At 52.4% G+C, this 12475-nt stretch carries 11 protein-coding genes and 2 pseudogenes; 4 read left to right on the top strand and 9 right to left on the bottom strand.

Annotation, left to right across the window (positions count from 1 at the left end; all coding sequences use genetic code 11):
• Window positions 1-139 (top strand): annotated as a pseudogene (locus D3D02_RS21280) (RNA-guided endonuclease TnpB family protein); the annotation flags it as partial.
• A gap of 296 nt (window positions 140-435) precedes the next feature.
• On the opposite strand, the gene D3D02_RS17535 reads toward D3D02_RS21280, so the two are convergent.
• Complete coding sequence (locus D3D02_RS17535) at window positions 436-1116, bottom strand: hypothetical protein (protein WP_121571246.1); 681 nt, start codon at window positions 1114-1116, stop codon at window positions 436-438.
• 205 nt (window positions 1117-1321) lie between these two features.
• On the opposite strand from D3D02_RS17535, the gene D3D02_RS20485 reads away from it, so the two are divergent.
• Entirely contained in the window at window positions 1322-1837 is a 516-nt protein-coding gene (locus D3D02_RS20485) for a hypothetical protein (protein ID WP_147435682.1), read from the top strand.
• Window positions 1838-1920: 83 nt separating this feature from the next.
• Here D3D02_RS20485 and D3D02_RS17530 read toward each other — a convergent pair whose 3' ends face one another.
• Together D3D02_RS17530 and D3D02_RS17525 are read right to left on the bottom strand one after the other, a co-directional pair.
• Window positions 1921-2952 carry a hypothetical protein gene (locus D3D02_RS17530; RefSeq protein WP_121571245.1) on the bottom strand — a complete coding sequence of 344 codons (1032 nt, stop codon included), beginning with the start codon at window positions 2950-2952 and terminating at the stop codon, window positions 1921-1923.
• Window positions 2953-3475: 523 nt separating this feature from the next.
• Window positions 3476-4471, bottom strand: coding sequence for a permease (locus D3D02_RS17525; protein WP_199723148.1), 996 nt, complete (start codon window positions 4469-4471; stop codon window positions 3476-3478).
• 665 nt (window positions 4472-5136) lie between these two features.
• On the opposite strand from D3D02_RS17525, the gene D3D02_RS20730 reads away from it, so the two are divergent.
• Window positions 5137-5295, top strand: coding sequence for a hypothetical protein (locus tag D3D02_RS20730; RefSeq protein ID WP_158599409.1), 159 nt, complete (start codon window positions 5137-5139; stop codon window positions 5293-5295).
• A gap of 459 nt (window positions 5296-5754) precedes the next feature.
• Here the strand turns inward: D3D02_RS20730 and D3D02_RS17520 are convergent.
• The 6 genes and pseudogenes from D3D02_RS17520 to D3D02_RS17505 all read right to left on the bottom strand — a co-directional run.
• A pseudogene (locus D3D02_RS17520) lies at window positions 5755-6576 on the bottom strand (RNA-guided endonuclease InsQ/TnpB family protein); the annotation flags it as partial.
• 66 nt (window positions 6577-6642) lie between these two features.
• Window positions 6643-7062, bottom strand: coding sequence for a HalOD1 output domain-containing protein (locus D3D02_RS20480; RefSeq protein ID WP_147435681.1), 420 nt, complete (start codon window positions 7060-7062; stop codon window positions 6643-6645).
• A 57-nt stretch (window positions 7063-7119) separates the two neighbouring features.
• A complete protein-coding gene (locus D3D02_RS17515) occupies window positions 7120-7686 on the bottom strand; it encodes a metal-dependent hydrolase (RefSeq protein WP_121571244.1) in 567 nt (188 codons plus the stop codon).
• 179 nt (window positions 7687-7865) lie between these two features.
• On the bottom strand, window positions 7866-9434 hold the full coding sequence (locus D3D02_RS20475; protein WP_147435680.1) for a hypothetical protein: 1569 nt from the start codon (window positions 9432-9434) through the stop codon (window positions 7866-7868).
• Window positions 9409-9714, bottom strand: a complete 306-nt coding sequence (locus D3D02_RS17510; RefSeq protein ID WP_121571243.1) for an ArsR family transcriptional regulator — start codon at window positions 9712-9714, stop codon at window positions 9409-9411. The genes D3D02_RS20475 and D3D02_RS17510 overlap by 26 nt, the downstream gene beginning before the upstream one ends.
• 389 nt (window positions 9715-10103) lie before the next feature.
• A complete protein-coding gene (locus D3D02_RS17505; protein WP_121571242.1) occupies window positions 10104-11405 on the bottom strand; it encodes a Cdc6/Cdc18 family protein in 1302 nt (433 codons plus the stop codon).
• A gap of 279 nt (window positions 11406-11684) precedes the next feature.
• Between D3D02_RS17505 and D3D02_RS20470 the strand changes: the two genes are divergently transcribed.
• A complete protein-coding gene (locus tag D3D02_RS20470) occupies window positions 11685-11906 on the top strand; it encodes a hypothetical protein (protein ID WP_147435679.1) in 222 nt (73 codons plus the stop codon).
• Window positions 11907-12475 lie beyond the last annotated feature (569 nt).

Genomic DNA, 12475 nt, shown 5'->3' with positions numbered 1-12475 from the left:
GGCAAAGAACATTGGACTGCAGTATCTCCGTCGCCGGCAAAACGCAGACGACGGAGGCGCACCCGTAGACGTGCGCCTGAATCGCGGGACGCTGAACGTGAGCGGGGAGTACAACCCTCCCGCCTCTGGTGAGGCGTAGAACGGGAGTCCACGCGAAAGCCCTTCCCTCAACGAGCGAGCGGGTCCTTGGACCCCGAGCGAAGTAGGGGAGGGTCGTTTACTCGGCGGATCATATAGAGCTCCCCAGTTGGTTTGTGAATGTATTTTCGGCGGCAAGACAGGACATACACGGTTGGCGGAATTATTTGACAATTCCCCCATCCCTCGGATGCCAACCGCTTCGGAGCTAAGCCCCGTGGCATCCACTTTGGCACTCTTTGAATCCGTCCCGGACAACTGTTAGGAATCGTCAGACGTCGCGCCGCCGCAGTTTGCTCAGTAATGCTTGAATAAGAGTTGTCGGACGTCGTCTTTTGTCCGGGCTTGCGTCGTTGTTCCGTCTGGGAGATCGACTTCGTATGGGGAATCGCCATCCGTGGTTTGACGCCATTTGTCGCCGTGATCGTTGAGCAATTGGTTTGCTGAAGCCAGCACAGATTCTGTACTGGTGGTTGCATCCGTGGGTCCTGATTCCCCAGTGGATTCAGTACTATCAGTGTCACTTCTGCCTGCCTCAACTGCATCTGAGTCCGGTTCAGAAGCTGAATCGCTGTCGGTCCCTGGTTGTGCGCTGGTGTTGTCTGCAGTGGCTACTTCGTCTGCTGATGGGTCAGATGCATCTGACTCGGTCTCTTCGAGCCGGCTTGTCAGTTCCTTGGGACCGAGCGTTGACAGTAACATACCACGCATTGTGTCTGCGTCGATTCCACTCCCGGGGACCTCCTCAACTTCGGCAGCGACGCGCTGGAGGGTTGGAAATGTCGCAGTAGCGATTTTCTCATATGCGTCTTTCCCAGGGTCGTGACGCCTCTCAGGCGGGGTATATGTATCCAGAAGGTATTGGATCACATCTTGAGTCCGGATGTGGCCATACGTGTCAATATATGTCTGTTCAAGATCACGCCGGATTTCTTCAATCGCAGTTTGTTGTGCCTCCGTAACCGTAATCTCGGGCATACCCTACACTCTCATCGCCAGTGTCGTGTATTTTTGCACTAATGCCCCCTCAAAGCAATCCAAGGAGCGAGCGACGGAGTAAAGTGGGGAAGAAGTCACCCTCGATCAAGAGTTGTAGTCGTCATCGGACGTGTCCGTCACTGTCCACGTTGTCGACTCAGTGTGGGCGCCGAATGTTCAAGATGGCGGCGGTTAAACTGAGGGTATGGAGTGTCCGCGCTGTGGAACGACGCTGACATCTTATACGCGCCCAGAGGGAGAGTTCGTTGCGGTTGTCTGTGAGCAGTGTGGATTCGCCAATATCCCTGCCTCTCACCACGGAGAGAGTATCGCCGAGGAGTCTTGGGAGCACGCGATTGATCGCTTCCAGAACACAATTGGGCCCGTACTCAGCGACGCTGATCCACAAATTCGGACCAAAAGTGTCGACGTTCCAGACACACAGTTGGCGTCTATGGATGAGGTATCGCTCGAAGCTACAGGAGTCGCTGTCGGAACCGTGATTAACTCCACAGGCACCGCCTCAGAGACGGCAGCCGAGTCGGACTCGGATCCCGAGCCGAATCCAAAGTCCGCTCTTTCTTCCGAGAGAAATGCTAACAGCACTGGTAGTGTAGATTCGAGCGGGGCTTCGAGCGAATCTCCTGATGACGAGGGTGCTCAATCCGGGTCTGTGGATGGCAGAGCCGAAACAGAAACCAATACCGAAACCAACACGTAGCGAGGGGAATCCGTGGACACGATGCAGGGGCTTCAAAAAAAGAGTCAGCCGATCCAAATAGAAGTGAGGAATAGTCGAAGTCGCTACTCGTTTTCTACTTCGGCGGCCTCTTCGGTCGACTGGTTTTGAGCGGCTCGCTGTTCTTCAGATCGAGCGGCAACTAGCGCCCCCTGGGCAACACTATACAGTGGGTTGTCTGCTTGTCGTACGTCACTAATCGAGAACGGGATCTGTGACTCGGTTAATCGTTCCTCGAAGAGCTCCTCAAACCCATCAGGACTTGAGGTACCGCCAGTGACGACAACCGGGACGTCAAGATCTTCTTCGACATCTTCCTCATCAACCTCTTTGATGATGTTCTCGATCACATAATCAAGTAAGTTGTCGTAGTAGATGCTCAGTGCTCCTTCGATCCCACCTACGTCTGTCTCGAAGTCTAATGAGAAGTCCTCTTCCTTGCGTGAGGTGACTTTATCGACCGGAGTACCAGTAGCTTTTGCGGCCTGTTCGTCAACCCAGTCGCCACCACGGGCAATCGAGAACTTCATCACTGGAACGGCATAGTACGAAAGACACACATTGGTCATCCCGGCCCCGAAGCTAATTCCTAATCCGGTGAACTCTCGGTTCGCTAATTCGGAGTAGATGACGGCCATCCCCTCGTTGATGGGCTCGGGTGTATACCCCATATCCGTGAGCAACGATTCAATCGTCTTCTGGTGGTACAGCGTGGAGACGTCAGCATCAATCGGATCTGCGGGAACTGAAAAGAAGAGCAACTCATCGTTGTGTTTCGGTTGCCCCACAACTTGCTCGGCGATGAGTTTGATCATTGGGATTGCAGACTGTTCATCACTGGAGAGAATTCCCGATTGCATCGGGCGACGGGTCTCTTCGTTGAAAATATTCGCGAAATTGAGTGCGTCATCGCCAACGATGTAGACTTGGTCATCCTTTCGGATATGGAGAACATCACTTCGCGAGAGCATCTGCTCTGCCATATCGCTGTAATCGATTTCAACGAAGGAGTTCCGTTGCTGTACGAAGACTGTTTCACTGCCGTCTTGCCGGGCAGAGAGAATGTTCATCGTTCCCACGTCAAGGCCCTGAGCCATAGTGGGCGTCCGGTCGGAGTTACCAAAAGTCTACTCGTGGGTGTGAGAGTCATTTGAGTATCTCAATGGGGTGCAAGATGCGTACAAAGACCTCCAGACAAGTAGGCAAACGAGGGCCTTGGAGTCGTACAGAAAATCGATAGTTATCTGTGATGAGATTCCAGGGACGTCATCAACTGCTACGGGCGCGGTGGTCCGTGGCTTATCAGTGGGGTCAGCGCGTCGTACCGAGGTAGTCTCGGCGTTCACAGGTCGGCGTCCCTGACTTCAGAGGATGGTTGACGGCGATCCGTGATCCGCGACAGCTGTTGGCCGCCGACCACTGCCACAACGTTGGGCTGCCAAGAACAGCATTATTTACGTGGGCGGCGGATGTTGGGTTCGTTCCTACCCACAGTGAGGCGGGGGACCCACCTCGCTACCTAGTTCGAACCACGGCGTCCGAACGTTCACAAAGAAAGCTCACTCACGAGAAGAGTGGATATTTTCCTTGGGTGAGCAACTACTGGACGTCTCGAGGGGCTTATAGCCCAAATAGAAGGTTCCGAATCCGATCAGTCACGCTATCAGCGGTGTCAACACCTGTTTCGACGGTCTCTTCAGCTTGTTGCTCGCGGACTTCTGTGAGGGCTGCGACTTGATCTTCGGTACTTGTGCCGCGCTGGGTATTTGATTCTCCACCCTGGAGACGCCGAAGGCCGGCCACTGCGTCGTCAACGGTTTCGCCATCTGAGCGTGTCGTTGTTGCCTCAACTTCATTCGCATTTGCCTCACTCATCTCTGTCTCCATTGGCGTGCTGAGATTCAGACGCTTCGTGTTCGGAGTTGCTTCAACGCCCCCCCACGATAACTCGGTGTTATGCAGCGCTGATTCGATATCGGCTTCGACTTCCGCATCGGAAATATCAGACTCCGTTGCGTCATCAGTCGTCTCTGTGTCTGTCTGTTCTGCACCGTCGCTGGAAGCGGCTGCTGACGTAGCGCGGTCAAGATACTGCGCAACAAGTGCCGTCCCAGTCGAGGTCGCTAACAGGGTTGTACCAAGGGCGTACACTGTGACTGTCTGTGCGCCGCCATCAAACGCCACCTCACTTGACCATTGGTACGGATACACCGAGAGAAGGATATTAGTCGCACCGACACACAACGCCGCTCCAAGCAGCCCGATTACAAGTGTGCGGCGCCCAACCGGGAGTAACACCACTACGCTAAGGATCGCTGCTGGCAGCCCGAGTGCCCCGGCCGCCAGTGCCATCCGACGGGACTGCCAGAATAGCTCTGACCCAGTCGGTTGAGCGCCACTGTGGAGGTACAAGGCGAGGCTGATGACTCCAAGTGCAACACCCGCAAAAAACAGGCCAAAGCCCAAGTAAATATCGCGTTCTTGGTTTGGTTCGCCAACATACTCACGGTAGATAGCCAGCACCTGGCTGCGGATTCTAGGGGTCTCGGATGTCTGCTCGCTGGCTCCTTCCCCCTTCGTTGCCGTTGTTTCCTTGGTGGTCGGTTCGGGGACCATATATGATATCCCAAGGACCGCCCAGTGTTAAAAAATACCGAGAGGGGCCCCCCTCTTGTGTTTCACAATAGGTTACGATTTAGATAATAGACAGCTTTTGACTCAATGTAAGAGAGCTGGCTAACAATTCAACGATAAATCAAAACTGAGAAACTAAATTGTGAGATCAGTTACGGCCGTAGAAATGTAATATATTGGCATTTCTGTATTATAATAAAACAAGTCGGATCTTTGGTTGCTCTACGTTGTTATGGGATAATCGACTAGAAAAAAGAGAAAGTGAACTACCCCTCCCTACTCGCTTCCTCCGGTCGCTCGTTGAGGAAGGGGCGTTAGTACCTATCTTTAGGTAAAGCCAGCGTGTCATAGAATCCGTCCCACACCTTGGTCTCACTGAGTACTGATTCTAGCCGTTACAGGTTTACAAGAGCGTGCACTTAGTGCACGGGCTATAGAATCAGTCAGTGATAACACGCTCTGATACGGATACTGATATTTCATCACTATCAACGGCGATTCAACGTGGAGCGCAAAACTGCTGTGAGAACCGAGATGACGATCTTGGAGCCGCTAACGCTGAATACGCAGACACCTATGCGGATCTTTCTATGACACGCTGTAAAGCCACAACGAGTATGTATACTGCTCACAAAACGCACCTACATATGAGTACCACAATCCAGCAGCTTCGAGACGCACGGGAGCAACTACAAGCGGTCGCTGACCAAATTGATGACGAGGATTTGAGCGAAGAGTTGCGATATGCGGACGCACTTGTCGAACGTGTTGAAAACAATCTCCAAGACCTCTCCCCCGAGGCGTGAAGACGGTCACTGCCGCTCTTGGTGCCTGTTACAAGTTCATACAGGAGGTGTTAACTGTTCAGTGACACTTAGACGGAGGAGTCCACCGGTTTCTCCCGTTCCGTGGCCTTCGAGAATCATCGTTACATATACATTTAATGACGCCCGCACAATAATTGCGGGTCGTCGGTGCCTCCCTTCCCTCAGCCAAACCCGCAACCCATCCCCCCTCTCCGTCTTGGTGGCTTCCTAACTGCACACTGCTAGTCGCTATTTCGCGTACTTGGGCTAGGCTGGATTGGAGTGCACGCCACCTTAGTACAGGCTAAGAGAGAGCGTGACAGAAGATTGAGCTGTAAGAGAGGTGTGGCGTGGAGTACGGGAAGCACGCCCACCGGTATGGCTCGTGCACGGGGGTAAGACAATGTCACTTCGACAGGCCGCATACCGCGCAATCTATTTGTCCCCATCATTAGTGAACTACCCCTGCCTACTCGCCGCCTTCGGCGGCTCCTTGAGGCAGGGGCTTCCTGCTTCCACGACGCACTTTGCAGACACAACGGTGTCCGTAGGGAGCGCAGTCTCCACAGGCATTCGTTCGGAGTGAACCACTCCTACGTCTTCGAGACCGCGAGAAAAGATGTTCCACGACGCATTCGCGTCTCTATCCGCCTCGAACCCACACGCCGGGCAAGAGTGTTCGCGTACCCACAGCGGCTTGTCGGTCGAAACCCCGCAGGACGCGCACTCCTTGGTCGTCCCTCTCGGGTCAACAGCGACGAAGTGCGTTCCCTCCCGCTCGCACTTGTATTCGAGCATCCGAAGGAACGTCCCCCACGCCGCACCCGCACGGTTGCGCGAGTTGCCCGGTAGTTCCACCAAACCCTTCGCGTCCAAATTCTCTACGGCCACAAGGTCGTATTCTCGGGCGTAGTAGTTCGAGAGTTTGTGGAGGAAGTCACGGCGCTTGTTCTTCAACTCGGCGTGTCGTTCGGCCACGACCCGGCGTTGTTTCTCCCAATTCGCAGAGCCGTGCTGTTTCCGCGAGAGGTTGCGCTGTGCGCGTTCCAACCGCTCGCGCTCGTCGCTGAAGTCAGGACTCTCGATAGCGTACCCGTCGGTGTCGTGAGCGTACTTCAGGATGCCTACGTCAATCCCGACGACTTTCTCGGGCGTCTCCGGTTTCTCAGGCGTTGCTTCGTCCACGTTGATACCGAATGTGGCGAACCACTCACCCGTCGGTTCCTGCTTGACCGTGACCTGTTTGATGGTCGCGTTCTCGGGAATGTCTCGGTGGAGGTGATTGCATTGTCTCTCAGATTTGAGTCACTCTAGGCGTGATCCCCCATAGAATGGACATCAAGACACTCACCGCTCAAAGTTGCGCGGTTCGACCGTGACCGTGTCGGCATCAATGTGTATTCGATATTCATCTATGCGAAGCACAACACCGACCTCATCTTCTTCGGTTACTAGATTATCAATCGCATCGAGATTTACATACGTCCCAATCGGGGCACCAAGCTTCTCGGATAGTTGTGTCGCTTGGACATCTTCAGCTTCGGCTATCGCTTCAACCAAAGCGAGACTTGGGACCACTTTTCGGCGGTCATATACATATTCAACCTCACTATCGCCAAGGCCACCCACACTCATATGTGAAATACTTGGCAGCGCAAACTGGTAAGCCTGTTCGGTGAATGAAAAGTGTGTTTGACTCTTTTTGCCCTTTCTACGCTTCCGGTTCGTGATCGGGAAGAATACACATATCGTTCCTTGGGTGGTCACATAACTCAAGGCGGAGGCCCCATCCTCAAGGAGCGAACCGCGTTAGGGTGGAGAAAGTCACTTGTCTTGGACAGACTGTGTTCGCGACGTCGTCTTCGGTCCCCAAATGAGATCGCGGACGCCCGGCATTCCATCGGCAATCCAGAGGCCGAACGCCACCACAGTTAGTCCTACCCCAAACCAGAGCAATGGCGTGAGGGTCAAATTCAGGAAGAACGCAAGGAAACTTCGTGTCGAGCCCTCTGCTGGGACGTTTGTGATCGGCCACAGGAGATAGCCAAGGTTGGCATACTCGCCATATACGACCGGCCCGATCGCATCACCAACCAAGTGGGAGCTATAGCCAATTCCAAACGCACTGGTCAGTGCGCGCTGGTCTGGGTGCTGAAAATACAGCCACAAGAGACTGCAGATGGCCCCAAGCACAAACAACGAATGCCCAAGGCTGCGCCCGTATGGGAGCAGTGGAATCGTCCACGTGAATGGCTTATCGATGAGGTCTGGGATCTGGGTGCCGATACCAAGCGCGAACACAGTTAATCCAACTGGTGGCCCACCGTATCGGCGGCGTGCATACAACGAATACAACACATATCCGAGCGCCGCGTGTCCCCACGGAAGCATCTGTCGTGGACTTCGTGTACGTACACATAGGGCCTTCCGTTTTGAGGCAGGCTCACGAACGTGCTGGATCGTATGTCCAATCCCCTTGCATCTCTGACGCCCTCGTCTAACTCAACGGGGAGGGCCCACCCCTCGTTCAGACTGTATTTTCAGGGGTCATAGAAGAGTTACCTGGGAGTTTACGATGGAGTGATCTGAAATGTTGTCGAATTTGTTGTGCCATCATCAAATTCATACACGAAAGTGAATGTAACTTGTTCCCCGCTCATATCTATATTCTCATTTCGCCAATACTGGTTCCCTTCTCCTGCGCTTGCTCTGTCATAAAATTCATACATACTAATGGTAAGATTTTGCCCTGACTGAATTCTGGGCCGTGTATCTGAATTGACTTCGCCATCAATTCCTGGCGATATTGTTACTTGTCCATCAATCGCCAGTGCTTCCTCATCACCCCCGAAAAACCCCCCTGTAGTCCACTCTGAAAATTGGATTGTTCCAGAACTATTTGCAGTCCGAATCTCGACTTCGTCAGGATTAGGATCACGACTACCTATGAAGTCATTGGACACCCCGTCATCCAACTCATTGATATCGGGGTTATCAGGATTAATTAGCATACTTGTTATTGTGACTGGCTCTTCATACTGGTTCTGGACGGAGAACTCTACCCCTCCACTGGTGTCTGGACTGGGATCATCATTTCCATCCCTCGCTATGGCATCATCATTATACACTAATGCCCCTGGAGTCTCATCTCCCGTATCACCACCTGTGTCACCACCTGTATCACCATTCCCAGAACCTCCGGAGGGACCCACCCCTCCACTTGCAGAACGTTGATCCTCAGGAGCTGAATCAATGCCGACCGTGTTGAAATTGAGCGAGCTAGCTTTGACAGTCAGATTTAACAACCAAACGCCGTCATCAGGGTGTGGGTCCGTTCCGTGATATTCCCATTGACCATCTGGTGTCATCCCACCTATCGAATCATCCCAATATTCTGATCCATTAAGTCGAGTGGGTATTTTGAGGGTCACATTTCCACTCATATTCTTGGTATTGATAGATGCGTTCTCAGTCGGATACAGGTCTACTGTTACTTCGCCGGTTGACGTTACACGAAAGTCATTCTGCAGAGCAGTCACGCGAGCGGAATTGTTCCCGGTTATAATATTCTGATCCTCATAGATTACGACGGACCCACCATCACCACGCTCATCAAGATAGAGCACGGAGTGTTCGTACCAGATGGGACCAATATCCATTTGGTTGTACCCATTTCGATATACGAGAAAACGAGTCGAAACGTTCCCAGATGGTCCATCCGGATCGTGTATCCGGAGAGAATAGGCCTTACTTGTTTCTAATATCCCAGGTGGTGAGGGTGGATTGACGGCGAGAACCCGTGCTGGGTACTCCGTTCCCAGCGTCACAGTTGGGTACTGAGAAACATTGGCCTGTCCGGCCTCTGATATCGAACTCCGAAGTTCAACCAGATCGTTCCGGACATCCTGAAAGTGATTGAATTCTATCTCTTTGTTCTCTTGGGGTACAAATTGCGCCTGGTTGACCGAAAGGAGGATGATCAAAGTAGCGAATATAAGAATGAAACCAATAACCTCTGAAACGCCCCTGGAATCATCCCTGAAAGAAGAATCAGGACCTTTTATCTGCATTATGAAGAGACGATTCATCCCAGAAGCCTTCAAAATATGGTAATTACAGCAAGTCGTCGGGGAGTTCATCGGCGTGGTCTCGCAACAACTCAAGCAGGGGTCGGATTTCGTCGAATCTGGGCCCCTTCAGCACTTCGTGGGTATCCCGGTTCCAGCGGATGAGTCCCGCCTCTTCTAATCGGGGGAGATGCGAGTGATAGAATTCTGTCTGGAGAGCCTCTAACGCCTTCTTTCCCTGGTGAATATCCTCTGGAACAGCGACGGTATCTCGCTGTGGGTTGTATTCAAGTAAGGTGATGAGTATTCGTCGACGGTGCACATTCGCTAACGCCTCGAAATACTCGTCCATAGCCCCTAACGTGTCGAACTACTATCAGAAGTATGTTATGCTGTAACAAATAGACGGTCTGCTCTGAACTGAGCAATCCTTGTGTAAGTGTGGAGAAGTCTTCCAGATCTTCCCCTATATCCGCTAACATATTCTCACGTACTATCCTTACCCCACCCCTCGTTCAGACTGTATCCGCTAACATATTCTCACGTACTATCCTTACCCCACCCCTCATTCAGAGTGTATTCAATAACATATTCTCACGTACTATCCCTACCCCACCCCTCGTTCAGACTGTATCTGCTAACATATTCTCACGTACTATCCCTACCCCACCTGATTCCGTACGGATCTGCAAGTCACATCGCCGAAGCAGAAACTCTTCTCTGCCAAGAAGGAAGCCTCGTTCATCGCGTAGAACGATCGAGAGTCATCTGGAGATCGGCATCCTGTCCGTCAGCAAGCTCTTCAAGATCAGCAAGTGATGGAAGGACCTCCAGACTGGCATCGCGGCGGACGGCTTTCACGATATGCTTCGGGTCTGTCACGAGTCGGTGGAGAAGGTAGCTGCCCTGTGAGCGGCCGCCGCCGGTTTTGGTGGATTCGATGACACCCAAGAAGGCCTGCTCTTTCAGTTGTTTGTAGAGCCCGTTTTCAGTCACCGAGTCATACCCGGCGATATCGCACATCTTCGTATAGCGCTCATAAACCTCCCGCGTCGAGAATGTGTCTTGAGAGTGGATGAGGACCTGGCTGGCTAACGAATACAGCGCAAGTTTGGCGTGGATCGTCCCCCCACTCGTCAACTCTTCAACGCGGTTGATTTCGGCGACATTTTGTGCTTGCTTGATGTGTTGATCAGTGATCTTTGTGTCGCCATTTCGCCGTGCGAGTTCCCCTGCTTCTTTCAGGATGTCAATCGCCTTCCGTGCGTCACCGTGCTTTTTGGCCGCGAGCGCAGCGCAGAGTTCAATGGTGCCGGCGCCAAGCACGCCCGGTTGGAATGCATCCGTGCGGTTCCGCATTATCTCTTGGAGCTGTTCGGCATCATAGGGATGGAAAAAGAGTTCGCGATGGCCAAAGCTAGAATTGATCCGCTCATCCAACTGCTCTTTATATTGGATTTTGTTACTGATCCCGATGATCCCGATGTAGCACTCTGTTTTTTGGGCTTCTCTGGCGCGGGAGAGTTGCATCAGAATATTCGGGTCCGCGAGTTTGTCGACCTCATCGAGGATGACCAACACGGCATCGAGATGGGTATCGAGGATCTGCCAGATATGTCGGTAGTACTCCATCGTCCCAACGCCACGAAGGGGGATGTGTTGATCATACGCCGTTTGTTGTTTGAGTACCGTTGCGATCTGTCGCGTCGCTCGGGTTTCCGTGTCAGCCTCTGAGCAATCAATATAGAGGACGTCGCAGTCAACGCCGTTTGCTTGGGCCGCATTCTTTGCCCGGGTCGCGACGTGCCGGGAGACGAGACTCTTGCCAGTTCCCGTCTTCCCATAGATCATCACGTTGTTCGGCGGATCACCGCGGACGACTGCCCCCGTTTCTTCGGCCACCGATTCAATCTCTGTGTCGCGCCCCACGATACGGTCCTCTTCAGGAACGTGCCCCACATGCAGTAGTTCCTTGCGAGTGAAAATGGGATCCTGATCGGCAAAGAGTGGATCCCCAACCGTATCACCCCCGTCGTTTGTCATATAGTCTATGCCTAACACTCACTCGTAATAAGGATGTGGGGGGTTCGCTCAAAGTGAAACCGGTACTGTTGGCATCCGGTTAGTCAGACAGATCTTGTGAGATTATTGCATAGAGTTTCATAGAAAACTTGTCACGGTGTTTATTTCACGTCTTTGAGTGTGAATCAACTGTGGGAACCCTTGAATACTGAACGATTTGTGCCCATAGATTTGTGTGCGAAACTGATGACTTTCTATACCCCATCGTCTTTTATTCCGAGACTTCTAGCAAATGATCAAATGAATCCTAGTGAAGACAAACTGAGACAACTCTGTGTTGAGATCGTCGAGGAAGCTGATGTAGCAGCAGTAACACCTGGTATTGTCTGCCAAGAACTTAGAGTAGAACACGACATAGCCTTTGATTACAATACAATCTTCGAACTTCTGCACGAGATGGAAGAAGATGGAGAACTAGTCTACCACCTCGGAGAATACAACGAGTTCGCAGTTCCAGAGTGATGAGATTTTAACTGTAGCGAGCATATTGCGAATCGTTGCGATAAGAGTACTCCTAGCGCTGTTGATACTGTCTCTTCACAGATTGGCCTCGTGATCGGGGTATATTTCGTGACTGCAGGGCCGAATCAGCCGTGAGAATCTGGTTGCAAATCTCTCGGTTGGTTCGTTCAGAGAAGATTGACGGTCGCCCCAATACCAAATCCAACTCCGAGAGAAATCGTTGACGCAATGAGTTGCCGAGTGGTCGCTCGGAATACCCCCGAGAGCATCACGGCTATCGAACAGCCAAAGAGGAGTCCATATACGAACTTCCCCTCTGTGGCAGTCGGTCTAGGGGTTAACAGCAGTTCAGCCACAAGGACCCCACAGAACCCAAGAAGGAAGAGTACACCATCGCGCCGTGGCCTCCGTGCTTGGCGGTCTATCACACATTGAGTCTAATCTCAGTACTTCACAAAGCCGGTTAGTTGAGACGTCTGCTTGCTGACGGTGTGTCCAATACCCAGCAAGCAGACGGTGAAATCCACGAGGACCAGCTCCTTAACTTCCTCGTCAACACGCTTGACGAG

It is taken from the genome of Halobellus sp. Atlit-38R (assembly GCF_003665925.1).
GTDB lineage: Archaea > Halobacteriota > Halobacteria > Halobacteriales > Haloferacaceae > Haloquadratum > Haloquadratum inordinatus.
This window is presented reverse-complemented; position numbering and strand designations above follow the sequence as displayed.

Bases quoted from the DNA above. Each gene is read 5' to 3' on its own strand.
- D3D02_RS17505 (WP_121571242.1), bottom strand. From the start codon at position 11,405: ATGACAAACGACGGGGGTGATACGGTTGGGGATCCACTCTTTGCCGAT.
- D3D02_RS17525 (WP_199723148.1), bottom strand. From the start codon at position 4,471: ATGGTCCCCGAACCGACCACCAAGGAAACAACGGCAACGAAGGGGGAA.
- D3D02_RS17535 (WP_121571246.1), bottom strand. From the start codon at position 1,116: ATGCCCGAGATTACGGTTACGGAGGCACAACAAACTGCGATTGAAGAA.
- D3D02_RS17530 (WP_121571245.1), bottom strand. From the start codon at position 2,952: ATGGCTCAGGGCCTTGACGTGGGAACGATGAACATTCTCTCTGCCCGG.
- D3D02_RS17515 (WP_121571244.1), bottom strand. From the start codon at position 7,686: ATGCTTCCGTGGGGACACGCGGCGCTCGGATATGTGTTGTATTCGTTG.
- D3D02_RS20485 (WP_147435682.1), top strand. From the start codon at position 1,322: ATGGAGTGTCCGCGCTGTGGAACGACGCTGACATCTTATACGCGCCCA.
- D3D02_RS17510 (WP_121571243.1), bottom strand. From the start codon at position 9,714: ATGGACGAGTATTTCGAGGCGTTAGCGAATGTGCACCGTCGACGAATA.
- D3D02_RS20730 (WP_158599409.1), top strand. From the start codon at position 5,137: ATGAGTACCACAATCCAGCAGCTTCGAGACGCACGGGAGCAACTACAA.
- D3D02_RS20475 (WP_147435680.1), bottom strand. From the start codon at position 9,434: ATGAACTCCCCGACGACTTGCTGTAATTACCATATTTTGAAGGCTTCT.
- D3D02_RS20470 (WP_147435679.1), top strand. From the start codon at position 11,685: ATGAATCCTAGTGAAGACAAACTGAGACAACTCTGTGTTGAGATCGTC.